The sequence below is a fragment of the Streptomyces djakartensis genome (assembly GCF_014651075.1).
Classification (GTDB): domain Bacteria; phylum Actinomycetota; class Actinomycetes; order Streptomycetales; family Streptomycetaceae; genus Streptomyces; species Streptomyces djakartensis.
On sequence record NZ_BMWE01000014.1, the window covers coordinates 130,704 to 155,737 of the forward strand.

Below are 25,034 nucleotides of genomic sequence, written 5' to 3' on the forward strand. Positions count from 1 at the left end.
CGGAGCCCTCCGCGCCGTTCCGGTCGCGGAGGGCTCCGTCGGGTCCTGCCGGCTCAGACCTCCAGGTCGGCCTCGATGCGGCGGAGCTGGTGGCGGGCCATCGCCAGGTTGGCCCGGCTCCCGTCGAGCACGAGGTAGAGGAACAGCCCGCTGCCGCCGCGCCCCTTGAGCAGGCGGATGAGGTGGTACTGCGAGTTCAGGGTGATGAGGATGTCCTCGATCTCCTCCTTCAGCCCCAGGTGTTCCATGGTGCGCAGCTTGGCCCGTACGACGTCGGTGTTGCCGGCCGCGGCGACTTCCAGATCGAAGTCCTTGCTGCCGCCGAGGGTGCCGAGGGCCATGCCGCTGGTGTAGTCGACGAGGGCGGCGGCCGTGGCTCCGTCGATGGAGCTCAGGCATTCCTTCAGCGCGGTCTCCGTGTTCGCCATGAGGCGGTTCCTTTCGTTAGCTGGTTGTTTCTTCGTTCGGTGTTTGTCGGTAGGTCGGTAGATTCGGGCGGCTCAGGTCCCGGTCTGCGGGCGCGGCTGGTGGGTGGGCCGCTGCGGGGTGCGTACCGGGAGGGTCCCGATGGGGCGGGCCGTGGCCGGGGGCGCCGTGGCGAGGTGTTCGGCGGGCGCGGGCCGGTCGGCGTGGCGGCCGGTACCGGGGCCCACCCGGGTGGTCACCAGGCCGGCGATCCGGGCGCCGCTGCGCCGGCCCTCGAGATGCAGGCGGCCGACGTTGACCCGGTCTTCGGCGAGGAGGGTGAGGACGGCGGTCGCTCCGGCCGCGTAGGTGGCGACGTAGCCCCCGGAGCCGCGCACCAGCAGTTCGCGGAAGTCGCCCCGGCCTGCGGCGTCGGTCATGCGGTAGGCGACGCCGAGGGCGGCGGCGGTGAGAGCCGCGAGTCCCTCCGGTTCGGTTTCCGGCACGTCGTGGGCGAGGACCAGTCCGTCGACGGTGGCCGCGAGTGAGCCCGTCAGCCGGGGTACGCGGGTGCGGAGCCGCCGCAGTTCGTCCAGGACGTCGGTCTCGACGGCCATGAGCTGTCTCCTTTCGGCACGCTGTCGTCGCGCGCGGATCACAGTGCCTCCAAGGCGTGCAGGAGCCGTCGCAGCAGTGCGGTGTCGGGCTCGTCCGGTGTGGCCGGACGAGGGGCGGGTCCCGGTGCGGCGGACGCGGGGGCGTGGGCGGGGGCGGGGGTTGCGGTGGGGACGACGGGGACGACCAGCCCGGCGGCGGCCAGGCGGCGGAGTTCCACGAGGGTGTGGAAGGTGCGGCAGGCGAGGGCCGTGGCGATCTGGGCGGCGGTGCGGACACCGTCGACCTGGGCGAGGGTACGGCTGCGGCGGGCCGGCAGGTCCACGGTGTCCGTCCGCACCCGGGCGAGCGGGGCGAGGTCGACGGCGGGGTCCGGCCATATGCGGTGCAGCAGTTCGCGGCGGCGTCTCGACTCGCGCAGCACCGTGTCCACCGGTACGGGGCGGACCGCGCCCAGCCAGTGCGCGACTCCGGGGCGGAAGCGCAGGGCCGGCCCGTCGTGCGCGAAAACGAAGTACGCCGCGTCGAACAGGGCGCCCAGGTGGCACAGTTCCAGTGCGCCGGCGGCGAGGTGCCCGCCGTCCACCAGCTGACGGCCGACGCGGCAGCCGCGCCCGGCCTGGTCGATCGCCTGCCACCAGCCGTCCGGGGCGAGCGCACCGCTGTGGGTGAGCAGGTCGCCGAGGTCGGGGGTGAGGGCGGACTCGACGTGGACGACGTGCCCCGCCGCGAGGTAGACGATCCCCGACTCGGTGGACAGGGCGCCGCTCGCGCCTTCCGCGGCCAGGGTGCCGAGCAGGGACGAGGCCGGTTCGTCCGTGCGTGGGGTCAGGGCCGACGTGATCATCCGAGCACCAGTCTGTCCGCCATCTCGGCCAGCCGGATGCGGGCCAGGGCGAGGTTGCCCTCGGCGCGGTCGAGCCATAAGTGCACGAAGACGGTGCTGTCGAAGGTGGTGCTGACGAACCTGAGCAGGTGGTACGAGTCCGTGTTCGTGACGATCAGGTCCTGCACGGGTGGTTCCTTGCCGGACGACCCGCCCGGGTCGCCGCCGACCGCGGCGAGGGCGCCGCTCTCCGTGGCGAGACGGGCGAGTTCGGCGGTCTCGGCGGCCGTCGCCTCCACGTCTCCCCCCGGTGCGTCACCCACGGCGCCCAGGGCAAGACCGCTGATCCAGTCGACCACCGACGCCCCTCGCGCGCCGGGCAACCGCATGGCTTCCAGCAGACTCTCGTCGATTCCGGGCACGCCGAATCCCCTCCCCCTGCACGGCCGTTCCCGCGAACGTGAGCACGACACTACGGTGTGTGCTTGGCCCAGGTGAACGCTTTGGCATTTTCCAAAGGAATGTGCAGCGGAGCGGGCAGGGGTGCGACGTGATCGATCCGAAGCGAACAGGACCTGTCCCGCCAAGCTGCGGGACTCTCGAATCGCGCTCCGACCAGCGCCTTAGCCGATGCTGTCGGCCGACCCCGGGCAGCCGGGTATCACGTCGGCCGCGACGCAGACTTCGGGGCCCGGACCCGCCGCTGCCCCAAAGCCCCGTGCCACGGCCCGATGCCCGCACTCACCCCCGACGCCATCCGCACACTCACCGAACCCCTGTCCGGCCTCACGCGAGTCCGGCGACCGGCCGTCTGGCACGTCAGACCCGTAAGCCCAGCCGCGCACAGGTACCCAGCCCGCGCATCCGGCCCGTCTACGTCGACGAGCGGGCCCCGCCCACCTCTTCGGTTTCTCTGCCTCCTGCTGGCACGCCGGGTCATAGCCGGCGAGCACCGGTCCGCAGTGAAGCATCCACTGGCCGGGGTTGTCGGCGTCAAAGATTGGGAGATACCGCTCAGTGGGCGCCGCTCGTGTCGACGGCGAGGCGCTTCGTGAACGCGTTGCCGCCGTCCTTCGACTCGTACACCCCGGCCGGGGTGGCTGCCAGGACGTGCTCGACGTCGACCGCGGTGAGCGCCTGGGGCTGGCCGCCCGGCACGGTGGCGGCCTTCTTCCAGGTCCTGCCGCCGTCGCTGCTGCGGTGTACGCCGCCGGAGGTGTCGATGCCGTACAAGGCGTCCTTCGCCGCCCAGGAGAGGAAGGCCCTCACGGGCTTCTCACCCTTGGCGAAGGTGCTGCCACCATCGGCGCTCCGGGCTGCGCCGTCTGCGGTGGTGGCGAGCACGATGTCGGGTTCCTGCGGGCTGACCGCGATGTCGATGGCCTCCACCCGCGCGCCGTCCTTCCAGGAGACGCCGTCCTCGGTCGTGCGCACCAGACCGTTGGTGGAGTCGTAGCCGTAGACCGTGCCGTGGGCGAAGTCCAGGGCGTGGAAGTCGGACTCGCCGGACAAGGACAGGGACTTCCAGGTCTTGCCCGCGTCGGTGCTCTTGATGAGCCCCTTGTTGCCGCCGGAGGCCGGGTGGCCGCTGGCGTAGAAGGTCTTCGCCCCGGACACGGTGAAGCCCATGAAGTCGTCCTTGCTGTTTCCGACCAGCTCCGGCTCCCCCTCGGCGTCGGGGGTGTAGACGCCTTCGTGGGTGGCGACGTACAGGCGCTGGTCGGCGGGGTCCAGACCGAGACCGTGGATGTGGCTCACGGTCCTCCCGGACGCGGTGGGGCCGGTGGAGTCCGAGTGGTCTCCACTGCCGGAGCAGGCAGCCAGGGAGAGTGTGAGAGCCAGGGCCGTGGCTGCCATGGCGGCAAAACGCTTGTTCATGATTCCTCGCGGGCGTGCGGGCACACCGCAGCGGCGACGGCCGATCGCGGTGACGGTGGCAAAGGGGACGACCGCCCGGGCTCCTCGGGCGCGCGCCGTGGAGCCCTGGGCGGTCGGTGGGTGGATGTGGATCAGAGCCGGTCGAGGATCTTCTCGAGCTTCGCGACCTCGGCGGACTGGGTCTTCACGACATCGGCGGCGAGCTTCTTGGCCGTGGCGTTGCGGCCGTTCTTCTGCTCGCCCTCCGCCATGGTGATCGCGCCCTCGTGGTGGTCGATCATCATCTCCGCGAACATCCGGTCGAACTCGGTGCCCTTGGCGGCCTGGAGCTTCTTCATGTCACCCTCGGACATCATCCCGGACATCCCGGCCCCGTGGTCCACGCCGCCGGACCCGTGGTCCATGCCCGGCATGCCCTCCTCGGCGGACTCCGGCTTGCCCCAGGCCTTCAGCCAGGACCTCATGGTCCGGATCTCGGGATCCTGTGCCTTCTCGATGTCCGCGACCAGGGCCTTGACCTCCGCGTCCGAGGCCCGGCCGTCCGCGAGCTCGGACATCTCCAGGGCCTGCTCGTGGTGCGGGATCATCATCTGCGCGAACATGACGTCCGCGTCGTTGAACGCACCGGGCGCCGGGTTGTCGGCCGCCGTGGGCGTGGACGTGGCGGAGGCGGAGCTGCCGCTCCCGTGGTCCATGCCCTCCATGTCGTCCCCGCCGCAGGCGGCGAGCAGCAGCCCGCCCGCGGCGACGGTGCTGACGATCGTCATACGGCGACGAAGGCGACGATTCAGGGCAGGGTTGTGTGCGGTCATGTGTGTCGAACCTCGCTTGATCGGTTCTGCGGTGAATGTGGCGGTACACGCGGTGTGCGCGGGCATGCGAAGCCCGCGCCGCGGGTCCGGCCTATATCCGCAGGACTGACAGCTGAGCGAGGAGAGGTCTGGGCGGTGGCTGGAGGGGACGCAGCACGGCCATCGCTCGGGCGAGCAGGGCCGTCAGCCGCTCCATACGGCGAGCCGCCGCGCCCAGGAACAGCCACAGCAGCCATCCGGTGAGCACCGCAACGCATACGGACAGCACGTCCATGCCCGGCAAGGGCCCGTCCGCGGTCGGTTCGGTCGGTGCGACCGCCCCATAGTCCGCCATTGCCACGGGGTCTGTGGGGATCCGGGTCTCGGCAGCCCCCGGAGCCGTCTCGCCCTGGTGCGTGCCGGCGACCGTATGGGGTGCGCCGCCTGTGCCTGAGCCGGACGAGTGCTCGGGATGACCCATCGTGTGCATGGCGAACACGCCGAAGGTGAGCGCGGCGACCAGCAGGAGGTACCCGAGGGCCCCTCCCACACGCAGCCGACTGCTCACACGCAACATGCCGGACATGCTACTGAGTCGATCCCCGGAACGGCGCCGCGACCCGATCGCGCCCCGCCCCCAAACCGGCCCTCGAAGGCAGGGGGTGCCTCGAAAGGCCGAAGAACCACCTTGTCCTTCACCGCGCGAGCGGTCCGCCGAGCAGGTCCAGGACGGTCCCGCCGAGCAGCCCGAGCAGGACGGATCCGGTGGCTGTCCCGTAGGCGACGACCGCGGCTGATCTTGACATCGCGCCCGGATCACCCGCGCGCCCGCGCGAGAGAAACGCCGGGGCGATCCAGCGCAGGTAGTAGAAGAGGGAGGCCACCGTGTTCACGGCCGCGACGACCGCGAGCCATGCGTAGCCGCCGTCGAAGGCGGCGCTGAAGGCTTCCAGCTTGCCGAGGAAGACGGCGGTCGGGGGCGTGCCCACCAGGCCCAGCAGGCAGACGACGAGTGAGGCCAGCAGGGCCGGGTGCGCCCGCGCCAGGCCGCGATAATCGTCGATGGTGTGAGCGCCGGGGAGTGCGCAGATGACGGCGAAGGCGCCGAGGTTCGTCAGCGCGTACCCGGCCAGGTAGTACAGCAGCGCCTCCTGGTCGAGGCCGGTGCGTCCGGCGACGGCAACCGGAAGCAGGAGATAGCCGACCTGGCTGATGGTCGAGTACGCGAGCAGCCGCTTGACGTCCTGCTGGAAGAAGGCCGCCAGGTTGCCCAATGTCATCGAGGCCACCGAGAACACCGCCACCAGGTCGGCCCACTGCGGGTCGGCGTCCACGAGCGGCACGGCGGCGAGCCGATGGAACGCCGCCAGCGCGCCGACCTTGGGGATGGTGGTGAGGAAGGCGGCGACCGGTGCCGAGCTGCCCTGAACCGCGTCCGGTACCCAGAAGTGGCCGGGCACGGCTCCGGCCTTGAACAGGACACCGGCGAGCAGGGCGAGCGTGCCGGTCGCGACCAGCCCCGGGGGTGCCTCCGTGAGTCCGGTGCGCAGCATCGGGTACGACGTGGCGCGACCGGCGGCGAGGAGGACGGTGATGCCGACGAGCATCACGACGCCGAGAAGGGCACCCACGACGTAGAACTTCAAGGTCGCCTCGGTTCCGGGGCCGTCCTTGCGGAACCCTGCGAGCGCGTAGGCGGGCACGCTGGCCAGCAGGTAGCCGGCGGCGAGGAGGAGCAGGTCCTGGGCCCCGGCCATCGTCAGGGCGCCCGCGGAGGCGAGCTGGAGCAGGACGTGGAACTCCGTCTCGCGTGGGTCGGCGTGCAGGCGCGGCATGGCGAGCGCGAGGACCAGCAGCGTGGCGCCGAGGATGACGATCCGGCTGGTGGCGGTGAGCGTGTCCAGGGCGAAGGACTCCCCGAAAGCCGTCTCCTCGGGACCGGCTGCGGCGATCGCGGCGGCCACGATCCCCGCGGTGCAGGCCACTGCCGCCAGGGCTCCGGTCAGCCACTGCCGGCGGCGCGGAAGCCAGCCTCCGAGCAGCAGACCGAGCACGGCGGACGCGGCGAGCAGGACCTCGGGCAGGAGGTCCAGGGGATTCTCGTTCATCCCGGTCATCTCGCTCATCGCGCCAGCAGCTCCAGCACGGTGCGCGAGGCGGGCTCGATGACGTCCAGGACGAACCGGGGAGCCAGGCCGAGGACGACGCCCAGGATCAGCAGCGGGACGATCGCGATCCCTTCGTGGAGCCGGATGTCCGGGAACGGCCGGTCGGTGCCGGGCGCGGCGACCGGTAGCCGCAGCGGCCCGAGGAAGACCTGTTGCAGGGCGCGCAGGAACAGGCCCGCGGTGAGCAGGATGCCGAGCACGGCCAGGCCGGTGGCGACCGGCTCCGGGCCCAGGCTCCCGGTGAGGATCTGGAACTCGGCGATGAAGCCGGAGAAGCCCGGCAGCCCCAGCGAGGCGAAGGCGGCGACGCCGGTCAGAGCGGCGAAGACGGGCGCCCGCCCGGCCACGCCGGAGTACGCGGACATCTCGTACGTGCGCCCGCGCTCGTACAGCACGCCGGACAGCAGGAACAGCGCCCCGGTCAGAAGTCCGTGACTGACCATCTGGAAGACGGAGCCGGTGACTGCCAGACGCCGGGCCTCCTCCTGGTTCGCGCCGACGGCCCCGGCCGCGCCGATCGCCAGGATGATGTAGCCCATGTGGTTGACGGAGGTGTACGCGACCATGCGTTTGAAGTCGGTCTGGGCGAGGGCGACCAGGGCGCCGTAGAGCACGGAGACCACGCCGACGACCACAAAGACGAGGGCGTAGTCGCGCCAGGCGTCGGGCAGGACGGACATGGCGATGCGCAGGAAGCCGTAGGTGCCCATCTTCAGCAGCACTCCGGCGAGGATCGCCGATCCGGCGGCCGGGGCGTCGGTGTGGGCGGGTGGCAGCCAGGTGTGGAAGGGCACGGTCGGGGTTTTCACCGCCAGTCCGACGGCGATGGCGAAAAGGACGAGGGCGCCGTACGTCGCGCGTCCGGCCAGTGGGTTGTCTGCGGTCAGTTCGACGATGTCGAAGGTGTGCGGGTCGGCCGCCAGGTAGAGGCCGATGAAGCCGAGCAGCAGGGCGAGGGAGCCGATGAAGGTGTAGAGGAAGAACTTCAGGGCGGCGCGGGCTGCGCCCTTGTGACCCCACCCGGCGATGATGAAGTACATCGCCACGAGGGACAGGTCGAAGAAGACGAAGAACAGGATCAGGTCCAGGGCGACGAACAGGCCGAGGCACGTCGTCTCGAGGAAGAGGAACAGGGCCGCGAATTCCCGGGGCTGTCGGGTCTCGCGCCACGCGTACGCGGTGCAGGCGAGGAACAGCACGCAGGTGACGGCCACCAGAGGCAGGGACAGGCCGTCGACGCCGACGTGGTAGCTGATGCCGGCGCTGGGGATCCAGCGGGCCCGCGTCTCGTACCGCATACCGCCGTCGGCCTGGTACCCCGCCCAGACGATCACCGTCAGGAGCAGCTCCGCGGCGGTGGTCACCGCCCAGGCCGTGAGGAACAGAGTGCGGGGCGCGCTGCGCGGCACGCACAGCAGGAGGGCCGCCGTGGCGGTCGGGAGCAGGACGATGGCCGTGAGCACGGCGGTCACCTCACGAGGACGAGGACGACGGCGAGGACGGTGAAGGCGGTGACCGCCTGGGCGAGGTACTGGTGCAGTTGCCCGGTCTGCGGCCGGCGCGCCAGGCGGCCGAGCACGCGGGCACCGCCCGCCACGGCCTCCACGGCGCCGTCGACGAGCCGCTCCGCCTGAGCGTCGGTCCACTGGGCCAGCCGCACCGATCCGCGGGCGGTGTCCTCGACGGCGCGGTCCAGCACCCGGTCGTCGAAGGCCGCCAGGGCGTCGGCGAGGCGCAGTACCGGACGTACGAGGAACGTGCGCGCGGCGGTCTCCAGGCGAAGCCATTCCACCGCCGGCGCGGTGATCCGGCCGGGGAGGCTGAGGAGTCGAGGACCACGAATCCAGATGACGGCCGAGACGGCGACCGCGAGCGCGCCGGACAGGGCGAACTCCCATGCATATGGGGCCGGTTGCTCCTCGCCGCCGAGCACCCGCTCCACCGCGTCGCGTACGGGCGGGAAGGACGTGACCGTCAGGGCGGCGCAGGCGACGGCCAGGGTCACGAGCGGCAGCCGGGTCGCGTACGGCAGCGGGTCCTCATGTTCGTCCGGTACGGGAGCGGGCCGCCAGACGAACCAGAGGGCCTTGGTGCTGTAGATGGCGGAGATCGCCGCGCCGGCCAGCCCGACGAGGTACAGCGCCGTGCTGTCCTCGCGGGCGCCGGCGAGGAGTACGTCCTTCGCCGCCCACAGGGCCAGGGGCGGGACTCCGGCCAGAGCCAAGGCCGCGACGCTGAAGGTGATCCCGGCCGTACGGTGCCACCGGGCCGCGCCCCGCAGGGCGGGCAGCGCCTTGGTGCCGAGGGCCGTCAGCCAGGCCCCCGCGACGAGGAAGGCGAGGCTCTTCGCCGCGGCGTGGGCGATGAGTTGCAGGGTCCCTCCGGTGACCGCACCGGCTCCGGCGGCGAGCACCATGAAGCCGATCTGTGCGCAGGTCGAGGCGGCGAGCAGCTGTTTGAGGTCGGTCTGCGCGACGGCGACCAGGCCGAGCGCCACCGCCGTCACCGCGCCCGTCCACGCCACCACGGGTCCGCCCCAGCCGGACCGCGCGAGCAGCGGTTCCAGCCGCAGCAGCAGATACGCGCCGGCCACCACCATGGTCGCCGAGTGCAGCAGCGCGGAGACCGGACTCGGACCCTGCATGGCCCGAGACAGCCAGAAGCTGAACGGTAGTTGGGCCGACTTGCCGAAGGCGGCCGCGATGACGCCGGCGGTGATGACCGCCGACCACGCGCCGGTCGCGTCCGGGAGCTCGTCAAGTGCGAGGGAGCCGACCTGCCCGCTCGCCAGCGCCGCCCCGGCGGCGAGATAGAGGCCGAGGTCCGCGGCGCGGGTGGTGAGGAAGGCCTTGCTTGCGGCGTCGGCGCGCTCGGGGTCGTGCCACCAGTAGCCGATCAGGGCCCAGGAGGTGGCACCCATCACTTCCCACGCCATCAGCAGGAGCGGCAGTGTGGTCGCGGTGACCGTCGTCAGCATCGCGCCGCTGAACAGCAGCATCAGCCCGAAGAACCGGGCACGCGCCTCGCCCGGTCCGATGTCCGCGACGCTGAACAGGAGGACGGCCGCGGTCACCGCCGTGACGGTCACGACCATGAGGCCCGACAGCCCGTCGACCGCGAGCCCGGCGGGAAGCCCTTCGAGCAGCGGCGCCTCGGCCCGAGGATGCTCGAACGCCACCGCGACGGCGAGGCCGAGGGCGGCGATCGTCGTGCCGACGGCGACAGCGGGGGCGTACCGGTCCGCCGGTCGGCCGACGACCGCGAGCAGCGTCCCCACGGTCAGGGGCAGCGCGACGAGCACCCACAGCAGCGCCCTCACTCCTTCAACTCCGCCGCCATGTCGGTCATGTCGACCTCACGGGCTCGGAACAGCGCGGTGACGACGGCGAAGCCGATGGCCATCTCCACCGCCATGACCGTGACCGCCAGGACGACCAGGACCTGCCCGTCTGCGGCGGCCGGGGTGATGTAGTGCCAGACGGCCGCCGCGCCGACGATGACGCCGCCCAGCATCAGTTCCAGTCCCATCATCAGCATCACGATCGACTGCTGGGTGAGCGCGCCGAACAGGCCGACGCTGAACAGCGCGGCAGCGAGCAACAGGAACAGTTCAAGGCTCATCGGCCCATCCCTCCCCGTACCGCGTCGTCGGCGGTCCGCGCCTTCAGGTCGTCGCCGAAGCGGTCGTAGCGGCCCCGACGGGTGGCCAGGACGACGGTCGCGACGATCGTGGCGAACAGGGCGAGGCCCAGGGTCATCATGGTGAGCATCTGAGGACCCATCAGCGACAGGCCCAGGTCCATGGTCGGATCGGCCGGCGGTCTGCCGCGCCGGGACGGCCACGGGGCGAGCAGGATCCCAGCGACGAGGACGGCGAAGACGGCCGCGCAGATCGCCGCCGCGCCCTTCTTGTTGTGGACCATGGTCATCGGCATGAGTCCGGCCGGGTTCATCATGTACATCACCATGAACACGGCCATGATGGCCATCTCGATGGTCATCATCAGCACGATCACGACCCCGAGGTAGTCGAGCCCGAGCAACAGCACCTCGCCACCTACGCAGAGCAGTGAGGTCAGCAGCGCGTACGTCGCCCGGGCCATGGAGTCGAACCGGAACACCATGACTCCGGCGGCCACCGCCGGCAGAGCCAGCCCCCAGAAGATCACGTCATCGAGCATCGGCGGCGCACCTCCCTCTCATCGGTTCAGCACGACGACCGCCACGAACAGCGCCTGAAGCAGCGTCAGCGGTACCAGCACCATCCAGGCCACCTCCATGTAACGCTCCATCCGCAGCACGGGCAGTGCCCGACGCCCGGCCACCAGCAGCGCCAAGACGGCGGCGGTCTTGATCAGCGTCCATGCCCAGCCCGGCAGCAACGGCCCGTGTCCGCCGCCGAGGAACAGCGGCACGCTGAATCCGGCGGTCACCACCAGCAGCAGCCACCGCCCGCCCAGGAACACCAGCCGGTCCACGCCCGCGAGTTCGGCGGACGCACCACCGGCGGCGTCTCGCGACACCGGATACTCGAACGGCCCCCAGAAGGCCATCGCGAGCGCACTCAGCAGATAGACGACGAACGCGGCCGGCATCCACACCGCGAACCACAGGCCGTCCTGTGCCGCGACCACGTCACCCACGCGCAGGGACTCGGCCCCGAGGGCCGCCGTAGTGATCGCGAACATGTGGGGCAGTTCGTACGCCAGGCCTTGAGCCAGGAACCGGTACCCACCGATAAGCGACAGCGCCGAGTTCGGCCCCCAGCCCGCCATCCACACCGCTGCCCAGGCCAGCGCCTCCATCGCGTTGAACCACACGATGCCGACGGACGGATCGCTCACGGCACGGAAGCCCCAGGGCAGTACGGCCCCTGCGAGCACGGCGGCCACCGGGACCAACAGCACGCCCAGCCTTCCGAGCAGCCGGTCGGCGGCCCTCGTACGACGAGGCTGCTGGACGAGCAGCCGCAGGGCTTCGCGCAAGGGGGACAGCGCCCGCAGCCCCGCCTCCCGGACGCTCCCGGCGGGCCCGCGCTCGGCCGACCCGGACAGCACCGCGTCGAACCCGGCCGCGGTCACGGCCGCCACGGCCAAGGCGAGGGGAAGGACGACGGTCACCCAAAGGGGCTCTGCATCAGGCATGGGCCACTCCGGGAACGGGCGCGAGGGCGAGTTCGTCGAGGTCGGGGTCCAGGCTGGCCACGATGATCCGAGCGCAGGCGAACTCCGCGCCGGTCAGCAGTTCGGGGAGGACGTCGAGCAGCGCCCGCGACGGCGGCCGCGGTCCGTCCAGCCGGCCACGCGGGCCGGTCAGGTCATCCGGCGCCAACGGCCGTGTGTCGTCGAGCTCTTCGAGGCCGCGCTCGATCTCGCTCAGCCACATCAGCAGCCGGTCGTACGCGTCCCCGTCCGCAGCGAGCGAGGGTCCGGTCACTCCGGCCGCCCGCGCCCTGTCCGCCGGCAGTTCCCCCAGTCCGGCGATCGACCAACGCAGCGGCCGGGACCGCCCGATTCTGCGAGCCATACGGCGCAGATCGCCACCGATCCCCTCACGCGACGCCCCCGGCAGCACCTCGTCCCGCAGCCGACGGCACCGCGCCGCAGCGTCATCCCAGCCGACGACGGCGAGGAGCCGTCCCGCGCTGTCCAGATGCGCGGCACAGCGCCGCCGCGCCGCACTTCCCCGGGTCACCTCCTCGCCCCGCGCCGCCCGCAGCCACGGCTCGCCCCAGAAGGGCAACCGAGGGCCGAGCGGTACGGGGAGGTGGTCCACCTCGACTACCTGTACGACGTCGCCCTGCAGGGTGAGACGGAGAATGAGCCCCGTCGGCCAGTCGCTCAGCGCGGGACCGATCGGCACGTGCAGCTGGTCGAGCCTCAGCTCATCTCGGTCGTCGCCCCTCTCGGCCATCGGAAGACCTGCCACCTCGCCCATGGCGTGCATGTCGTGACCCATGTGATCCATATGGTCCATGTGCGCCTGGTGGTCAGCGGGTTGGTGGTGACCATGCTCCTCGTGGCCGGGCTGAGCGGCATGGTCACTCTGGCCGTGGTCCATGCGGTGGTGGTCGTGACGTCGGTCGCCGGATGCTTCGGGCGGCGAGCTGTCGCGTCGAGTCGCCGTCCTGTCTCTCAGGTCCTCGCGAGCCACGTCGAGCGCGGCGGCGATCCGCCCGCGCTCCCCTGCCACGATGCGCAGGGCGGGCTCCGGCATGGACCGCTCGATGCCGTCCAGCCACTCCGCGTCCTCGGGCGCCGGGTCGCCGCAGACGAGCAGCAGATCCGCGGCTGCGGGAGCATGTGCGACGGGCCATCCCCGCCGGCGTACCTCCGCCTCGGCCTCCAGCCGGAGCTCTGTCGCTCCGGGCAGTGTCACCGCCAGCACCGCCGGGCGGCTCATCGCCGTACGCCGGAGCACGCCTCTCAGGTCCACCTCAGAGCCCCTTCGCGCCAGGCGTATGCCACCGCCGCGAACAGGATGCCGAGGAGGAGGAACATCTCCACGACCGCCGGGGTGCCCACCTCCGAGACGACCTTCGACCACGGGTACATGAAGACCATCTCCATGTCGAAGGCCAGAAAGATCATGGTGACGGGGTACCAGCGCACATGGAACCGCGACGCGGCGTGCTCCCCCGGCTTCAGACCTCCGGCGAAGGGACCGGTTTCGAGAGGAGCCCGCGCCACCGCCAGCCAGAGGCTCAGCCCGTAGAGGGCAGCGAGACCGGCCCCTACCACGCCGAGAAGAACCAGCATCGGTTGCCATGCGTCCATCGCGCCCGACCTCCGTTCTCGTCTCCTCGCCATGGTGCGCGACCGGCTGGTTCCGCCCCGGGAGGCGGGGCCCAGAGGACGTCCAGGTGGACCTGCCGTCGGGCAAGGTCACCGTGACCAGCGAGCAGCCACTGGATCGCGCCGTCGTCGCGGCCGCGGTCGACGAGGCGGGCTATGAGCTCGTCGGCGGAGAGGCCCAGTGACTCGGCGGGCGGAGCAGCTGCGCCGGGCTGTCGGTCACCCCGTTGTCAGGCTCACGGCGGTGGCACTGCTCCAGGCTGCCGCCTCCCACCTCACGGATTCCGGAACGGCTCCGGCTCGGAAGACCTGCGCGTGCGGCGGCCCCTCCCGCGCTGCCCGCTGAGGCGTCGGTTCGCGCAGCCGGCCGTCCTGCGGATCTAGGCCGCCGTCACGGCGCGCAGTCGTTGTCACCGTCGTCCCACGCTGTACGAGGAAGCCAGGGCACCGTTCGAAGACCGGCACTTGCGAAGTCCGGTCCGGACGAAGAACCCGGCAATCCTGCCGCTGACCCCGACGTCTTCCCGCCACGTACGCCCCGGCGGGCCGGCATGCCCTGTCGCGTGTCCGACCCACCCGCGAAAGGCCTCGATTCGTGACCCAGCCCTACCTCGCCGACCGCATCGGCATGCCCACCCAGCCGCAGGCGCACCCCGCTCACCCACCGCAGTCCGACACCGCTCCCCCCTGTCCTCGCTGGCGCTTTCCTTCGGTATCGGCATGCTGAGCGGCGGGCTGCAGCACTTCGAGGACTTCCCCGACCGGGCGGCGATGCTCATTCCGTTCGACTGAGCCGTGGCATCTCGTTACTCCCACGGCGCGGCCGATGAGTTTGTGGCTCCCGGCCGGTCCAAACTTCTGACACCCCAGGAAAGGACACCGCCATGTCGGAGCTTCTGGTCGACTTCATCACCTCCCTCGACGGCCACGCGTCGGGAGAGGGATGGCCCGGGTTCTGGGGCCTCGAGGGCCCGGAGTACCTCGCATGGCTCGGCGAGCAGCCCGAGGCCACGTACCTGATGGGAGCGAACACCTACCGCCTGATGTCGGGTTTCGCCGCAGGCGGGGTCCCCGATGGCCAGGACGAGTTGAGGCCCGAAGAAGAGGCGTCTGTCGACGAGCTCACGCAAGCGTCCAAGATGGTGTTCTCCTCCTCACTCGAGGAGCCGCTGACGTGGGCCAACTCCACGCTCGTCCGCGACGACGCCGTCGAGGCGGTCCGCGCCATGAAGTCGAGTGGCTCGGGACTCCTCAGCACGATCGGCAGCCTCAGCCTGTGCCGGTCCCTGCTCTCAGCCGGACTCGTCGACCGCTTCCGGGTCGTGATGTTCCCGGTGATCACCGGGGCCACGGGCGAAGAGCGCATCTACGACGGCTATCCGGACGTTGCCCTGGAGATGATCGAGCACCGCACCTTCGACGGCCGCATCCAGCTGGTCGAGTACAAGCCCCGCGTGCTCGAGCACCCGCCGCTCGGCGTCCCTGCGTGACGTCGCGTCGTCCGCCGGTCTGGACGGCCGCCGACACCGAGCACCGTCCGGGGCTGATTGCTCTTGTCGCGGTCAGCCCCGGACAGCGCACATGCGGGTCACCAACTAGTGGTCGTGACGGGCGTGGCTCAGGGTCGTATGAAGAGCGGCGGCATCCACGAGTGCTTGGCGCAGTTCGTGGCGTTGCTGCGCCGTGAGCAGGCCGTCACCCACCGGCTGGTGGGTACATCACCTCAGACCGTGTTTGTGATCTGCCATGCGGCCTGCTGCTGGACGCTGTATTCAGCAGCTTTCCTCGATATAGAGGAGTGTGAGGCCGTCTGTGGAGACGAACTCGTATGGGGCGTAACTAGGTATGCAGTCCGCCATGAGCCGGTCCTTGATCCGGTTCCAGGTCGCGAGCCGGTCGGTTGCGGGCACGTGGCGGAATTCTCCTCCGCCGGCTTCTCCGATGATCAGCGCATCCGCTTGGGTCGCCAGACGCTGGGTGAGCCGCCGGTGGAGCGGGCCTCGGACCTTCCGCCAGAGTTGGCCCTCGTCGTCGACGAACTCCTCACGGCCGGCGGGCGACCGCACCCATTCGACGGGCGGGTCCGGGGCCGGTGGCAACGAGGCCACTATCTCGGCCAGTGTCGCGTTGCGCGGACGCTTATTGGGCATGGCTGCACTCTTCCAGGTGTTGCGGCACGATGCCTCATGGTTCTGTGTGCCTGAGAGGCCATAGTCCTGACCGGATGGCCGGTCCCCGCCGGGTGAGCCGGCGGACCATCACGCCGATCATGGCCCGGCGGATCACGGTCTCGGCGTGAGCGGTGTGGTGCTCGTAAGCGAGCCAGGCGGCGGTGGGCAGCGAGCCAGGCAAAAGGGCGCTCGACGGCCCATCGCTCGGGCTGGGCCTGGAAGCCTCGCTGTCCGGGCTCCTTGCGGACGATCTCCAGGGAACGCTTGAGGGTGGTGGCCGCCCAGTCGACCAGGCGACCGGCGAAACCTTGATCGGCCCAGACCTTCAGCACGTGGGGTGGTCCAGCCTTGTCCACAACAGGGATCGCTTGGCCCCGTCGCGGTCCTGGACACTGGCCGTCACGACGTGGGCGGTCAGCAGCAGACCGAGAGTATCGGTGACGATGAACCGCTTCCGGCCCTTGACCTTTTCGCCCGCGTCGAAGCCGCGAGTCATGCACGGGACCGTGTCGGCGGTGCGTATTGACTGGGAGTCGATCAGCCCGGCCGTGGGCTGGCATTTCGGCCCTCGGCCTGACGAACCTGGGCCGCAGGGCGTTGTGCAGTCGCGGGCGCCCTGCGCACCCTTGCGGATCAAGGCCGGTCGACGAGGACCTGACCGACCGTCTCATCACCAGCGGCGTCGGCATGTTCCTGGGGAGCGGGCATGGAGGACTCCTGGAAGAGGGCAGGGCCCACCAGGGGCGGGGCACCGGGTGGTGCCCCGCCCCTGGGTGGGTCAGACGGTCTGGGCGAGCGGCTCGGAGGCCGGCGGCGCCAGTCGGCCGGTGCGGTACAGGCCGTACAGGGCGGCGGCGCAGGCCAGGCCGAGCAGGCTCAGCGTGATCCAGGGCAGCGCGGGCATACCGGCAGCGCGGGCGGCGTCGAGCGCGGCGCCCGTGCCGAGGTTGCCGACGGTGATGCCGATGCCGCAGATGGTGTTGTACAGCCCGTAGTGGGTGGCGACGAGGCGGTCACCGGAGAGGCGGACGATGGTGTCCATCTCGAACGGGTAGGCGATCATCGTGCCGATGGCCAGCAGCAGTGCGGCGAGCGTCGGCGGAACCGCCGCGAGCAGCCACAGCGCGACCCCTGACTTCGGTACCGGCACGGCGGTGGCGACCAGCAGGGGGACGAAGGCCAGCCCCATCGCCGCCAGTCCGCGCACGAGTGCCTGTCCTGGTTCGTATCGCGTCTTGCACCACGCCGTCACTCGTGTCTGGCCGAGGATCGTGGTGAGCCCGGAGACGGCGAAGAGCACCGCTACCGCCGCCGTGCCGAACTCCCCGTCGCCGCCGAGCCGGCGTACCTCCAGCGGCAGTGCCAGGTAGACCTGGAAGGACAGGACGTAGGAGCCGATCATGGCGATGGAGAAGAGCAGGAACGGCCGGTTGGCGAGGATGCCGCGCCACTGGGTGAGCACGCCCTGGCCGGAGTGGGCGTCGGGCCGCTTGTCGTCCTGGGACGTCCGGGCGGGCAGTGCGCGGATCTGTACGACGCTCAGCAGCGCGAAGATCCCGGCCGACACCAGGCAGGTGATGCGGAAGTCCACACCGGTCAGCACCATGCCGGCCAGCGGGCCGAGCAGGATGCCGGCCTGGTAGAACACGTTGAACAGGGCGAACGCCTCGACCCTGCGCTCCCCCGCGTCGGCCGCGAGGTACGCGCGCACGGCCGGGTTGAACAGCGCCCCGGCCAGCCCGGTGGCCGCGGAGGCGGCGAGCAGGGCGGGCAGGGAGTCGACCAGTCCGAGCGTCGCGAAGCCGAGGGTGCGCAGCACGCATCCGGCGACGATCAGCGGCTTGTAGCCGAGCCGGTCGGCGAGTGTGCCCCCGACCAGGAACATGCCCTGCTGGCTGAAGTTGCGTACGCCGAGGACGAGTCCCACGATCCAGCCGGCCAGGCCGAGCGTTCCGGAGAGGTGGGCGGCCAGATAGGGCATCAGCATGTAGAAGCCGAGGTTGATGGTGAACTGGTTGACCATCAACAGCTGGACGCTGCTCTCGTACGACCGGACCTGGGTGTACAGCCCCTTCACCGGTCCTCCTGCGCAGCGTCGGCCTCGACGTCCGCCGCGTCCTGGGCGCCTCGCAGCGTGAGGGGATCGACGACGGTGGTGCACCGGGTCCAGCGGGTGACCTCCTTCTCGTCCAGGCGGCCTGTCAGCTCCGGTTCGGCTGCCGGTGGGCAGTCCAGCAGGCCGTGCGCGGTGCAGTAGTCGTCGTCGTAGACGGTCCCCAGGTATCGCTGCGGGCCGTCGGGGAAGATCGCGACGATCCGTGCGTCCGCCGGCATCGTCCGCGCCAGCCAGCCGGCCACCAGCGCGACCGCGCCGACGCTCCAGCCACCGGTGGCGTAGTGGGAGGCGGCCAGCCGGCGGCAGGTCCACACGGCCTCGGCGGGGGCCACCCAGTGCACCTCGGAGAAGTTCTCGTAGGCGACGTTGCGGGGGTAGATGCTGGAGCCGAGGCCGCGCATCAGGCGGGGCCGGGCGGGCTGGCCGAAGATCGTGGAGCCGATGGTGTCCACGCCGACGACGGTCAGCTCGGGGTAGAGCTGACGCAGAACTCGGGAGACGCCGGCCGAGTGGCCGCCGGTGCCGACGCTGCACACCAGCACGTCGACATGGCCCATGTCGGAGGCGAGTTCGAGAGCCAGCGGTGTGTAGGCGGCGACGTTGTCGGGGTTGTTGTACTGGTCCGGGCACCAGGAGCCGGGGTGCTGCTCCAGCAGCCGCTGTACGCGATCGCGGCGGGCCTGCTGCCAGCCGCCGGTGGAGTGGGGCTCGGAGACGACGTTGACCTGGGCGCCGTACGCGCTCAGCAGCCGGGTCATGGACAACTCCAGCCCCGGATCGGTGACCAGGGTGACCGGATGGCCGTACACCATCCCGGCCAGAGCCAGCCCCAGTCCCAGGGTCCCGCTGGTGGACTCGATGATCCGCCCGCCGGGCCGCAGGTCGCCACGGGCCCGGGCCCGCTCCACCATGTGCAGCCCCGGACGGTCCTTGATGCCGCCGGGGTTGAACCCTTCGAGCTTCGCCCAGAAGCCACGCCCGGCCGGGGCCAGCGGCCCCGACACCCGAAGCAGTGGGGTGCCGCCCACCAGCCCGGACAGGGCGGAGTGGCCCGAGGGGGTCGCGGCCTTGGTCAATGACTGCATGTCTATGTGTTCACTCTCGCTCGATGAATACCGGTGCGGGTTCGTCTCGCGCGTCCTGACCCCAGGGCGGACCATGCGTCCGCGCTCCGGCCATGGGCACGCGGCAGCCGTGAAGTCGGCGGGCTGCGAGCGACTGGTCTAGATCCGCCACCGCGACGTACGAGCGAGCATCACGCGACCGGCACGTGCGCTGCGACGTCTGCGGCGGTCACGCCGCACCAGGGGCCTCCCGGCCACCACGGACACGACGGCGAGCACGACGGCCATCACGCCGAGGGCACGCTCCTCGACCGGCTGGGCCGCGCTACGCACGATCAACTCCGCCGCACACTCACCGGCCCCGTGGGGAGCGTGGGGGTCATGAGGGTCCCCGTCGGCGGCGATCACCGAGAATCCGGCAGGCACCGACACCGGCTCGTGCGTCTCCTCGGGCACACCGTGCAGGACGGCGCACAGCACGAGCGCCATCACGAGGCAGCCGCGGATCACCGAAGCGAGTCGGCACGGCACCGATGAGCCGCGTAAGGCCCGTAGGGCGTGCGCGAGCGTACGGGAATGGGTCGACACAGGTCCTCCGCGCTGCTGCCACGTCTCCGGCAAGGATGGAGCGAGGCTCAGACATGGGTGTGGGGGCAGGACGGCTTCGACGAGCGTGACGACCCATTCATGAACACGGGACAGGACGCTCGTGCGCCGTACCAGGCGAGCCGGTGACATCCGGCAGGCCGGTTGGAGGGACTGCGTACCCTCTAGACCTGCTGCACCACGGAGGCCGCTCTGAGAGCCACGGAAGATCCACCCTCCATGGGCCCAACGGCGGTCGGCCCTCTAACGGCTGAGGCGTCATAGGAACTGGTCGATTCGCGAACCGACGCCGCGAAGCAGGGCGACACCAGGGCAGAAGCCTGCTGAGGCTGTCCGGATGCGCAGTGCTCGCCGGGATGTGACGGCACATGGCTCCCATGGTGATCGTCGGCATCCGCGGCAGACAGCACCGCCGGCTCGACGCCTGCATGGCGACCGCCGCCGTCCGATGCCGCGGTGACGGCCGTTGCGCTGGTGGAGAGGTGCCCCTGGGCGCTTTCCACGTGCACGCCGTGCGTCACGAGGACGCCGAACAGGAGCACGGCCATGGCCAGCACGCGCAGCAGCGGACCCGCACCGGAGCGGGTCCTGACGATGCGCCAGGGCGACCAAGCCGTAACCATGCCGTGATCCTAGCGGCTCGCTGCAGCTGATCGACCACCCGTGCCGAAACACTGGGTTAACTCGTCAGACGATGGCTTGTTTGCTGCGGCGAGCGCTCAGGCGACCCGATCCGGCCGCCGCATACAGGAGCGGCCCTCACCGGACCGCATGAGGACCGGACGCCTCAGGGTGCGTGCCCCGGGCGGCCGCCGGCCTCGGCGTCCAGGGCGTCGTCGAGGGCCACGTGGCCCTCGACGGCCGGGAGAAGCTGCTGGACGAGTGGGCCATCTCACTGCAGCTGCTCGCCTCCTTGTTCGGACCTCACTCCTCCAGCCTGCGCCCGGATACCTCACGAGGCAGGGGCTGAATGGCCTATCAGCCCTGGACCATCCGGCCCCAGACCGCGGCAGATCCCGGAGAGACGATGAGGTGGAAGGCAAAGGACCCTGGTGCCCGGCTTGGGTACCACGCCGAAGCAGGTGAGTGGCGATGTTCTGGTACGGCCACGACGTCAGCGGTTGGGGCTGGTTCGCGATGTCGGCCGGCATGATCCTGTTCTGGGCGCTGTTCATCACCCTCGCGGTGCTGCTGTTCCGCGCTCTGAACCAGCCGCACGAGCACACGCACACCCCGGCCGCGCCCACACCGGAGGACATCCTCCGTGAGCGTCTGGCCCGCGGGGAGATCGACGAAGAGGAGTACCGGCGCCGCTCGGCTGCACTGCATGCCGGCCCCCTCACCAAAACCTGAGCAACGGCCGTACTCGTTGCGGCCCCCTGCCTTCCGTCGAAGGAGGCTCGCGATGAGCGACAAGCGCAACTACGGCATGTACGCAATCGCCGTCGCGATCGTCGTAGTCGGTGCCCTGATGGTCGGCGCGTCGCTGGAAAGCCTGGCCTGGGTGGCCCTCGTGGCCGCCTGCCCGCTGATGATGATCTTCATGATGCGCGGCATGCACGGTCAGGGAAGCATGCACGGCGGCCACGACGACCATCGTCGCGCGGACCGGTACGAGGACCCGCTGCACAAGCACGACCACGACTCCGGCCCTGGACGGAGCTGACGCCCGGCTTCCGCGTGAGTGAGCCGTGGCCGCCGTGATCGCCACGCGGGCCGGGAGTGCGGGCCTCGCCTACGACATCACCCGCCGCGAAGCACACCGGCTTCGTCGGCACACGTGGACGCAAGCGGCAGACGCTCCACAGAGGACGGACGCCATCTGGCCGCCCCACGAACACGTAAGGCGGGATCCAGCCCGGGCGCGCCCCCGGACAGACCCCGCCGTGCGTGTTCGTGGGGATCAGGCAGCCACTGTTGAGGCCGGGCTGCGGGCCGGCCGCGGTTCGAGAACCCTTTCGGCCAGGAAGCCGAACAGCAGCCCGAACGCCGCCCACAGCACTGCCTGGATGCCGATGGACGCCGTGCGGAACTCCCACAGATCGGTGGCCGGGAAGCCCTTGGGTGTGTTGTCCCCGGAAGGCAGCACGGCCATCGCCACCGCGACCATCGTCACGAAAGCCGTCCCGGCGGCAATCGAGGCGTTCCAGTTGCCCCAGGCAGGGGCGAGCCTGCGGCCCAGCAGGACGGTGGCGATGCCCAAGAGGACGCTGAGCGCGATCATCAGCACGAACAGGAGGGTGCGTTTGCCGATGGTGTCCGGATCACCGACGGCGGGCGGGTTCGCGGGGTACTTCAGGATCGGCACCAGGTAGAGGAGCAGGAACCCGGCGAGCGCGGTCAGGGCCGCCGTGGCCCGAGCGCCGAACCGTCCGATCCGCCCGAGCGCGAAGCAGAACGCCAGGGCCGCGATTCCGCCGATGGCGACGCCGAAGACGAGGAGCCCCGTGGCGAGCCCGGCCGTCGACTGCAGGGAACGGCTGACGAGCTCCTCGCCGCCGTGTTCATGGGAGTTGGCCTCTTCGAACGCGATGGCCGCGTTCACCGGGCCTTCTCCGACCAGGTACGCGAAGACGAAGGCGAGCACGCCGGCACCAAGACCGGCGAGCATGCCCCGCACCAGAAGGGTGCGAACGGTGACCGAGTTCATGGACGAGAACTCTGTCAGTGGCAGGGGAAGCCGAGGAGGTGGCGCGAGTCGTGCACCCACTCGTGCACGCCCTCACCGGAAAGCACGGCGGTGGCACCCTGCTCGGCGCCGACGAAGTACAGCAGGACCAGCATCAGGACACCGAAGAAGACGGCCCAGGGGGCGAGCGTCCGCAGCGGCAGGGGGGTGACGGTCTGGATGGTGGGCATGGGGGCGGCAGTGGACTGCGCCATGGCGAGACCTCCTCGGGAACAACGCGTCCCGCGTCGTGTGGGGCACTCGACGACAGCGTTGGGTCTGACTCACCACCCTCACCTGGCTGGTGGGGGTGGCACACAGTGGCGCGACCGTGCCGGGTTTGCACCGGACTTCCGTGGCGCTGTCGTCCTTGTCGTCCCAGAGCGTAGGGGCAAGAAGCACTTCGGCCAACATGGCGTACGCCACCTACGATGAATCGATCCTCGGCGAAGGGGCATTCATGACCGTCAGGCTCACGCTGGTGTGTGCCCCCGCGCCCGCACAACGCCCGGTGCGCTTCGGTGTTGACGCCCCGCTCGACGATCGGGCTCTGCGGCGGACGCGGGCCCTTGCCGGAGCCCTGCCTGTCAACGCCACCCGTTACGCGGCGCCGTCACGGCGGTGCGGGCAGACGGCCGTAGCCCTGGGGTGGGAAGCCGTCGTCGAGGAAGCGGCGCTGCGGGACATCGACATGGGCAGCTGGCGCGGCCGCACACTCGCCGCGGTCGCCGCCGAGGACGAGGCCGGGCTCGGCATGTGGATGACGGACCCTGACGCAGCGCCGCACGGTGGCGAGTCGGTGGCTCAGCTGTGCCGTCGGGTCGCCTCCTGGCTGGAGGCACTGCCACCGGATGCGGGACAGGTTCTCGCCGTGGTCGAGCAGGCCGTGGCGCGCGCGGCCGTAGTGCGCGCGCTGGACGCGCCGCTGCCGTCGTTCTGGCGCGTTGACGTTCCCCCCTTGTCCAGCGTCCAGCTCAGCGGCCGGGCGGGACGCTGGAATCTGCGAATGGGGACCGCTTTCTGCTGATGACCCTCGGTCGGATCGCCACTCAAGATCCGGACCATCCCGGGGCGGTCAAGAACGGTTGGCAGGGCGAACGAGGTCGGATCGAAGCGAGCGGTGTCAGGCGGCGTGGCGGACGACGGACCGCACCAGGTGGTCGACGTCCCGCTCGGTGGTGGCGAAGGAGGTCACGAAGCGGACGACTCCCGGCTCCCAGCGGTCGTGGTAGAAGGTGTAGCCCTCGGCCAGCAGCGCCTCGGTGATCCGCCGGGGCAGACGGCAGAAGAGGATGTTGACGTCGGCGGTGCCCAGCAGCTCCACCCCCGGTACGGCCTTGAGGCCCTCCTGGAGGCGAGCGGCCATGGCGTTGGCGTGGGCCGCGTTGCGCAGCCACAGGTCGTCGCGCAGATAGGCGTCCAGCTGGGCGGCCTGGAAGCGCATCTTGGACGTGAGCTGGCCGGCCCGCTTGGCGCGGAAGGCGAGTTCGGATGTGAGCGATCGGTCGAAGACGACGATCGCGTCGGCGGTCATCGTGCCGTTCTTGGTGGCGCCGAAGGACAGCAGGTCGACCCCGGCCCGCCAGGTCAGCTCGGCGGGAGTGCAGCCGAGTGCGGCCACGGCTCCGGCGAAACGCGCACCGTCCATGTGCAGGCGCAGACCGGCCTCCTCGGTGATGGACCCGAGGGTGCGGATCTCGTCGAGGGTGTAGACGGCTCCGGTCTCGGTGGCCTGGGTGACGCTCACCACGGAAGGCTCCACGCTGTGCACGTCACCGGCCTTGTGCCGGGCGGCGGCCCGCAACTGCTCCGGGTCGATCCTGGCGTCGTCGCCGCCGAGCGGGACGAGTTTCGCGCCCGCCGTGTAGAACTCGGGCGCACCGCACTCGTCGTTGTTGATGTGGCTGTCGCGGTGACACAGCACGCTGCCCCAGGGCGGGGTCAGCGCCGCCAGGCTCAGCGCGTTCGCGGCGGTCCCGGTGGAGACGAGCAGGACGTCGACGTCACGCTCGAATATCTCGCTCAGCCTGCTCTCGGCCGCGGCCGTGCACTCGTCCGCCCCGTAGGGCAGGGCCGGGCCGGCGGCCACCGCGGCCATCGCTTCGACGATCTCCGGCGAGCCGCCGGCGGCGTTGTCGCTGCTGAAGACGCGGGCGGCCGGGCCGGTCGTGGTGCTGCTCATGGCGAGGTCCTCTGTGGTGTTGGTTCGGAGTGTCGCGGCGGAGGAGGAGAAGGAGGCGGCGGACGCCGGGTCAGGCGTCGCGGCGGTGAACCGGCGGCGCGGACTGCCGTGCCGGATCCGCCGCGGCGATGAGCTGGCGCAGCGCGCCGTGGTAGACCTCGTCGTCGGTGACGGCGGGCACGATCGCGGCCAGGTGGCCGGTCAGGGTGGGGAATTCCTCCGGGTCGAGCGCGGCCAGTGCCGTTCGGGTGGCGGCCTGGGCGGCCTTGACGTCGTGGTGGTCCACGAAGCCGGCGCTGCCGAGGGTGAGCAGGTACATCCGCCGGTACGCGGTGATCGCCTCCTCGGGCGTCATCCCCGCGGCGAGGCTGTCGGCGAGCTGCGGCTCGACCAGCCGGGCCAGCAGCTGGGGCCCGAGCCAGGGTCGCGTACCGCGCAGGGCCAGCAGTCCCGGACGCTCCGCCAGCAGCCGGTGGAGCGCGGTGAACCGGGCCTCCGTGGCGCCGGCCCAGTCGGCGTGCGGCGCCGCTTCGGGCAACTGGGCGGCCAGGTGGTCGAGGCAGAGGTCCAGCAGTCCGGCCAGGTCGGCGCACCGACGCTGCAGTGAGGCGAGGGAGATCTCCAGCCGCGCCGCCAGGGCACGGAAGGTCAGGGCCTCGGGGCCGCCCTCGTCGATCAGCAGGAGGGCCGTTTCGGCGATGCGGTCCGGGGTCGCGCGTGCCAGGGAGGGAGAGTGACGGGGCATGCGAG

The 25,034-nt window shown here is 70.9% G+C and carries 30 protein-coding genes and 1 pseudogene; 6 read left to right on the forward strand and 25 right to left on the reverse strand.

The features are described 5' to 3' along the window. Window positions 1-53: 53 nt before the first annotated feature. From IE212_RS24130 to IE212_RS24200, 15 genes are all read right to left on the reverse strand, one after another. Window positions 54-428 carry a roadblock/LC7 domain-containing protein gene (locus IE212_RS24130; protein ID WP_190200016.1) on the reverse strand — a complete coding sequence of 125 codons (375 nt, stop codon included), beginning with the start codon at window positions 426-428 and terminating at the stop codon, window positions 54-56. 72 nt (window positions 429-500) lie between these two features. Continuing rightward, window positions 501-1,022, reverse strand: coding sequence for a roadblock/LC7 domain-containing protein (locus IE212_RS24135; RefSeq protein ID WP_190200017.1), 522 nt, complete (start codon window positions 1,020-1,022; stop codon window positions 501-503). A gap of 38 nt (window positions 1,023-1,060) precedes the next feature. Beyond that, window positions 1,061-1,867: a hypothetical protein gene (locus tag IE212_RS24140; protein ID WP_190200018.1), complete on the reverse strand. Its 807-nt coding sequence runs from the start codon at window positions 1,865-1,867 to the stop codon at window positions 1,061-1,063. Beyond that, window positions 1,864-2,268: a hypothetical protein gene (locus tag IE212_RS24145; RefSeq protein WP_190200019.1), complete on the reverse strand. Its 405-nt coding sequence runs from the start codon at window positions 2,266-2,268 to the stop codon at window positions 1,864-1,866. The genes IE212_RS24140 and IE212_RS24145 overlap by 4 nt, the downstream gene beginning before the upstream one ends. A gap of 592 nt (window positions 2,269-2,860) precedes the next feature. After that, window positions 2,861-3,724, reverse strand: coding sequence for a F510_1955 family glycosylhydrolase (locus IE212_RS24150; protein ID WP_190200020.1), 864 nt, complete (start codon window positions 3,722-3,724; stop codon window positions 2,861-2,863). Window positions 3,725-3,855: 131 nt separating this feature from the next. Further along, the gene (locus IE212_RS24155) at window positions 3,856-4,536 is read right to left on the reverse strand and encodes a DUF305 domain-containing protein (protein ID WP_190200021.1); all 681 of its coding nucleotides are present in this window, start codon (window positions 4,534-4,536) and stop codon (window positions 3,856-3,858) included. Between the two features lie 91 nt (window positions 4,537-4,627). After that, a complete protein-coding gene (locus tag IE212_RS24160; RefSeq protein ID WP_190200022.1) occupies window positions 4,628-5,092 on the reverse strand; it encodes a hypothetical protein in 465 nt (154 codons plus the stop codon). A gap of 118 nt (window positions 5,093-5,210) precedes the next feature. Then, a complete protein-coding gene (locus IE212_RS24165) occupies window positions 5,211-6,632 on the reverse strand; it encodes an NADH-quinone oxidoreductase subunit N (RefSeq protein WP_190200080.1) in 1,422 nt (473 codons plus the stop codon). A gap of 5 nt (window positions 6,633-6,637) precedes the next feature. After that, window positions 6,638-8,146, reverse strand: coding sequence for a complex I subunit 4 family protein (locus tag IE212_RS24170; protein WP_190200023.1), 1,509 nt, complete (start codon window positions 8,144-8,146; stop codon window positions 6,638-6,640). 5 nt (window positions 8,147-8,151) lie between these two features. Beyond that, on the reverse strand, window positions 8,152-10,002 hold the full coding sequence (locus tag IE212_RS24175; protein ID WP_190200024.1) for an NADH-quinone oxidoreductase subunit 5 family protein: 1,851 nt from the start codon (window positions 10,000-10,002) through the stop codon (window positions 8,152-8,154). Then, window positions 9,999-10,304 carry an NADH-quinone oxidoreductase subunit NuoK gene (gene nuoK / locus IE212_RS24180; protein ID WP_190200025.1) on the reverse strand — a complete coding sequence of 102 codons (306 nt, stop codon included), beginning with the start codon at window positions 10,302-10,304 and terminating at the stop codon, window positions 9,999-10,001. Before nuoK ends, IE212_RS24175 begins: the two co-directional genes overlap by 4 nt. Continuing rightward, the gene (locus IE212_RS24185; RefSeq protein ID WP_190200026.1) at window positions 10,301-10,864 is read right to left on the reverse strand and encodes an NADH-quinone oxidoreductase subunit J; all 564 of its coding nucleotides are present in this window, start codon (window positions 10,862-10,864) and stop codon (window positions 10,301-10,303) included. Before IE212_RS24185 ends, nuoK begins: the two co-directional genes overlap by 4 nt. An 18-nt stretch (window positions 10,865-10,882) precedes the next feature. Beyond that, complete coding sequence (locus IE212_RS24190; protein ID WP_190200027.1) at window positions 10,883-11,827, reverse strand: NADH-quinone oxidoreductase subunit H; 945 nt, start codon at window positions 11,825-11,827, stop codon at window positions 10,883-10,885. Further along, the gene (locus IE212_RS24195; protein ID WP_190200028.1) at window positions 11,820-13,118 is read right to left on the reverse strand and encodes a hypothetical protein; all 1,299 of its coding nucleotides are present in this window, start codon (window positions 13,116-13,118) and stop codon (window positions 11,820-11,822) included. The genes IE212_RS24190 and IE212_RS24195 overlap by 8 nt, the downstream gene beginning before the upstream one ends. Further along, window positions 13,109-13,459, reverse strand: coding sequence for an NADH-quinone oxidoreductase subunit A (locus tag IE212_RS24200; RefSeq protein WP_190200029.1), 351 nt, complete (start codon window positions 13,457-13,459; stop codon window positions 13,109-13,111). Before IE212_RS24200 ends, IE212_RS24195 begins: the two co-directional genes overlap by 10 nt. Between IE212_RS24200 and IE212_RS35080 the strand changes: the two genes are divergently transcribed. Further along, window positions 13,450-13,662 carry a hypothetical protein gene (locus IE212_RS35080; RefSeq protein ID WP_229864567.1) on the forward strand — a complete coding sequence of 71 codons (213 nt, stop codon included), beginning with the start codon at window positions 13,450-13,452 and terminating at the stop codon, window positions 13,660-13,662. The genes IE212_RS24200 and IE212_RS35080 overlap by 10 nt on opposite strands. A 699-nt stretch (window positions 13,663-14,361) precedes the next feature. Then, complete coding sequence (locus tag IE212_RS24210; RefSeq protein WP_190200030.1) at window positions 14,362-14,967, forward strand: dihydrofolate reductase family protein; 606 nt, start codon at window positions 14,362-14,364, stop codon at window positions 14,965-14,967. A gap of 282 nt (window positions 14,968-15,249) precedes the next feature. On the opposite strand, the gene IE212_RS24215 is transcribed toward IE212_RS24210, so the two are convergent. From IE212_RS24215 to IE212_RS24240, 6 genes and pseudogenes are all read right to left on the reverse strand, one after another. Further along, on the reverse strand, window positions 15,250-15,627 hold the full coding sequence (locus IE212_RS24215) for a hypothetical protein (RefSeq protein ID WP_190200031.1): 378 nt from the start codon (window positions 15,625-15,627) through the stop codon (window positions 15,250-15,252). Window positions 15,628-15,791: 164 nt separating this feature from the next. Further along, window positions 15,792-16,256 (reverse strand): annotated as a pseudogene (locus tag IE212_RS35085) (transposase); the annotation flags it as partial. Window positions 16,257-16,426: 170 nt separating this feature from the next. Next, the gene (locus tag IE212_RS24225) at window positions 16,427-17,725 is read right to left on the reverse strand and encodes an MFS transporter (RefSeq protein WP_190200033.1); all 1,299 of its coding nucleotides are present in this window, start codon (window positions 17,723-17,725) and stop codon (window positions 16,427-16,429) included. After that, window positions 17,722-18,849, reverse strand: coding sequence for a PLP-dependent cysteine synthase family protein (locus tag IE212_RS24230; protein WP_190200034.1), 1,128 nt, complete (start codon window positions 18,847-18,849; stop codon window positions 17,722-17,724). The genes IE212_RS24225 and IE212_RS24230 overlap by 4 nt, the downstream gene beginning before the upstream one ends. 138 nt (window positions 18,850-18,987) lie before the next feature. Then, window positions 18,988-19,338: a hypothetical protein gene (locus IE212_RS24235; protein WP_229864568.1), complete on the reverse strand. Its 351-nt coding sequence runs from the start codon at window positions 19,336-19,338 to the stop codon at window positions 18,988-18,990. 260 nt (window positions 19,339-19,598) lie between these two features. After that, on the reverse strand, window positions 19,599-20,057 hold the full coding sequence (locus IE212_RS24240; protein WP_190200035.1) for a hypothetical protein: 459 nt from the start codon (window positions 20,055-20,057) through the stop codon (window positions 19,599-19,601). Between the two features lie 173 nt (window positions 20,058-20,230). Between IE212_RS24240 and IE212_RS24245 the strand changes: the two genes are divergently transcribed. From IE212_RS24245 to IE212_RS24255, 3 genes are all read left to right on the forward strand, one after another. Beyond that, window positions 20,231-20,404 (forward strand): hypothetical protein, encoded by a 174-nt coding sequence (locus IE212_RS24245; protein WP_190200036.1) that lies wholly within the window; start codon window positions 20,231-20,233, stop codon window positions 20,402-20,404. A 122-nt stretch (window positions 20,405-20,526) separates the two neighbouring features. Next, window positions 20,527-20,787, forward strand: a complete 261-nt coding sequence (locus IE212_RS24250) for an SHOCT domain-containing protein (protein WP_190200037.1) — start codon at window positions 20,527-20,529, stop codon at window positions 20,785-20,787. Between the two features lie 52 nt (window positions 20,788-20,839). Beyond that, on the forward strand, window positions 20,840-21,100 hold the full coding sequence (locus IE212_RS24255; protein WP_229864569.1) for a DUF2933 domain-containing protein: 261 nt from the start codon (window positions 20,840-20,842) through the stop codon (window positions 21,098-21,100). 237 nt (window positions 21,101-21,337) lie between these two features. On the opposite strand, the gene IE212_RS24260 is transcribed toward IE212_RS24255, so the two are convergent. Further along, window positions 21,338-22,084 (reverse strand): CbtA family protein, encoded by a 747-nt coding sequence (locus IE212_RS24260; RefSeq protein WP_190200038.1) that lies wholly within the window; start codon window positions 22,082-22,084, stop codon window positions 21,338-21,340. 14 nt (window positions 22,085-22,098) lie between these two features. After that, window positions 22,099-22,317 (reverse strand): CbtB domain-containing protein, encoded by a 219-nt coding sequence (locus IE212_RS24265; protein ID WP_190200039.1) that lies wholly within the window; start codon window positions 22,315-22,317, stop codon window positions 22,099-22,101. A 197-nt stretch (window positions 22,318-22,514) separates the two neighbouring features. Here IE212_RS24265 and IE212_RS24270 point away from each other — a divergent pair, with 197 nt between their 5' ends. Continuing rightward, window positions 22,515-23,129: a histidine phosphatase family protein gene (locus IE212_RS24270; RefSeq protein ID WP_373301428.1), complete on the forward strand. Its 615-nt coding sequence runs from the start codon at window positions 22,515-22,517 to the stop codon at window positions 23,127-23,129. Window positions 23,130-23,225: 96 nt separating this feature from the next. Here IE212_RS24270 and IE212_RS24275 read toward each other — a convergent pair whose 3' ends face one another. Further along, complete coding sequence (locus IE212_RS24275) at window positions 23,226-24,284, reverse strand: threonine aldolase family protein (RefSeq protein ID WP_190200040.1); 1,059 nt, start codon at window positions 24,282-24,284, stop codon at window positions 23,226-23,228. Between the two features lie 70 nt (window positions 24,285-24,354). Beyond that, window positions 24,355-25,029 carry a TetR/AcrR family transcriptional regulator gene (locus tag IE212_RS24280; protein ID WP_190200041.1) on the reverse strand — a complete coding sequence of 225 codons (675 nt, stop codon included), beginning with the start codon at window positions 25,027-25,029 and terminating at the stop codon, window positions 24,355-24,357. Between the last annotated feature and the right edge of the window lie 5 nt (window positions 25,030-25,034).

What these genes read in the sequence shown, in the direction of transcription:
- IE212_RS24130 (WP_190200016.1), bottom strand. Translation starts at nt 428, where the DNA reads ATGGCGAACACGGAGACCGCGCTGAAGGAATGCCTGAGCTCCATCGAC.
- IE212_RS24135 (WP_190200017.1), bottom strand. Translation starts at nt 1,022, where the DNA reads ATGGCCGTCGAGACCGACGTCCTGGACGAACTGCGGCGGCTCCGCACC.
- IE212_RS24140 (WP_190200018.1), bottom strand. Translation starts at nt 1,867, where the DNA reads ATGATCACGTCGGCCCTGACCCCACGCACGGACGAACCGGCCTCGTCC.
- IE212_RS24150 (WP_190200020.1), bottom strand. Translation starts at nt 3,724, where the DNA reads ATGAACAAGCGTTTTGCCGCCATGGCAGCCACGGCCCTGGCTCTCACA.
- IE212_RS24155 (WP_190200021.1), bottom strand. Translation starts at nt 4,536, where the DNA reads ATGACCGCACACAACCCTGCCCTGAATCGTCGCCTTCGTCGCCGTATG.
- IE212_RS24160 (WP_190200022.1), bottom strand. Translation starts at nt 5,092, where the DNA reads ATGTTGCGTGTGAGCAGTCGGCTGCGTGTGGGAGGGGCCCTCGGGTAC.
- IE212_RS24165 (WP_190200080.1), bottom strand. Translation starts at nt 6,632, where the DNA reads ATGACCGGGATGAACGAGAATCCCCTGGACCTCCTGCCCGAGGTCCTG.
- nuoK (WP_190200025.1), bottom strand. Translation starts at nt 10,304, where the DNA reads ATGAGCCTTGAACTGTTCCTGTTGCTCGCTGCCGCGCTGTTCAGCGTC.
- IE212_RS24185 (WP_190200026.1), bottom strand. Translation starts at nt 10,864, where the DNA reads ATGCTCGATGACGTGATCTTCTGGGGGCTGGCTCTGCCGGCGGTGGCC.
- IE212_RS24190 (WP_190200027.1), bottom strand. Translation starts at nt 11,827, where the DNA reads ATGCCTGATGCAGAGCCCCTTTGGGTGACCGTCGTCCTTCCCCTCGCC.
- IE212_RS35080 (WP_229864567.1), top strand. Translation starts at nt 13,450, where the DNA reads ATGCGTCCATCGCGCCCGACCTCCGTTCTCGTCTCCTCGCCATGGTGC.
- IE212_RS24200 (WP_190200029.1), bottom strand. Translation starts at nt 13,459, where the DNA reads ATGGACGCATGGCAACCGATGCTGGTTCTTCTCGGCGTGGTAGGGGCC.
- IE212_RS24210 (WP_190200030.1), top strand. Translation starts at nt 14,362, where the DNA reads ATGTCGGAGCTTCTGGTCGACTTCATCACCTCCCTCGACGGCCACGCG.
- IE212_RS24215 (WP_190200031.1), bottom strand. Translation starts at nt 15,627, where the DNA reads ATGCCCAATAAGCGTCCGCGCAACGCGACACTGGCCGAGATAGTGGCC.
- IE212_RS24230 (WP_190200034.1), bottom strand. Translation starts at nt 18,849, where the DNA reads ATGCAGTCATTGACCAAGGCCGCGACCCCCTCGGGCCACTCCGCCCTG.
- IE212_RS24240 (WP_190200035.1), bottom strand. Translation starts at nt 20,057, where the DNA reads ATGGTTACGGCTTGGTCGCCCTGGCGCATCGTCAGGACCCGCTCCGGT.
- IE212_RS24250 (WP_190200037.1), top strand. Translation starts at nt 20,527, where the DNA reads ATGTTCTGGTACGGCCACGACGTCAGCGGTTGGGGCTGGTTCGCGATG.
- IE212_RS24255 (WP_229864569.1), top strand. Translation starts at nt 20,840, where the DNA reads ATGAGCGACAAGCGCAACTACGGCATGTACGCAATCGCCGTCGCGATC.
- IE212_RS24260 (WP_190200038.1), bottom strand. Translation starts at nt 22,084, where the DNA reads ATGAACTCGGTCACCGTTCGCACCCTTCTGGTGCGGGGCATGCTCGCC.
- IE212_RS24265 (WP_190200039.1), bottom strand. Translation starts at nt 22,317, where the DNA reads ATGGCGCAGTCCACTGCCGCCCCCATGCCCACCATCCAGACCGTCACC.
- IE212_RS24270 (WP_373301428.1), top strand. Translation starts at nt 22,515, where the DNA reads ATGGCGTACGCCACCTACGATGAATCGATCCTCGGCGAAGGGGCATTC.
- IE212_RS24275 (WP_190200040.1), bottom strand. Translation starts at nt 24,284, where the DNA reads ATGAGCAGCACCACGACCGGCCCGGCCGCCCGCGTCTTCAGCAGCGAC.
- IE212_RS24280 (WP_190200041.1), bottom strand. Translation starts at nt 25,029, where the DNA reads ATGCCCCGTCACTCTCCCTCCCTGGCACGCGCGACCCCGGACCGCATC.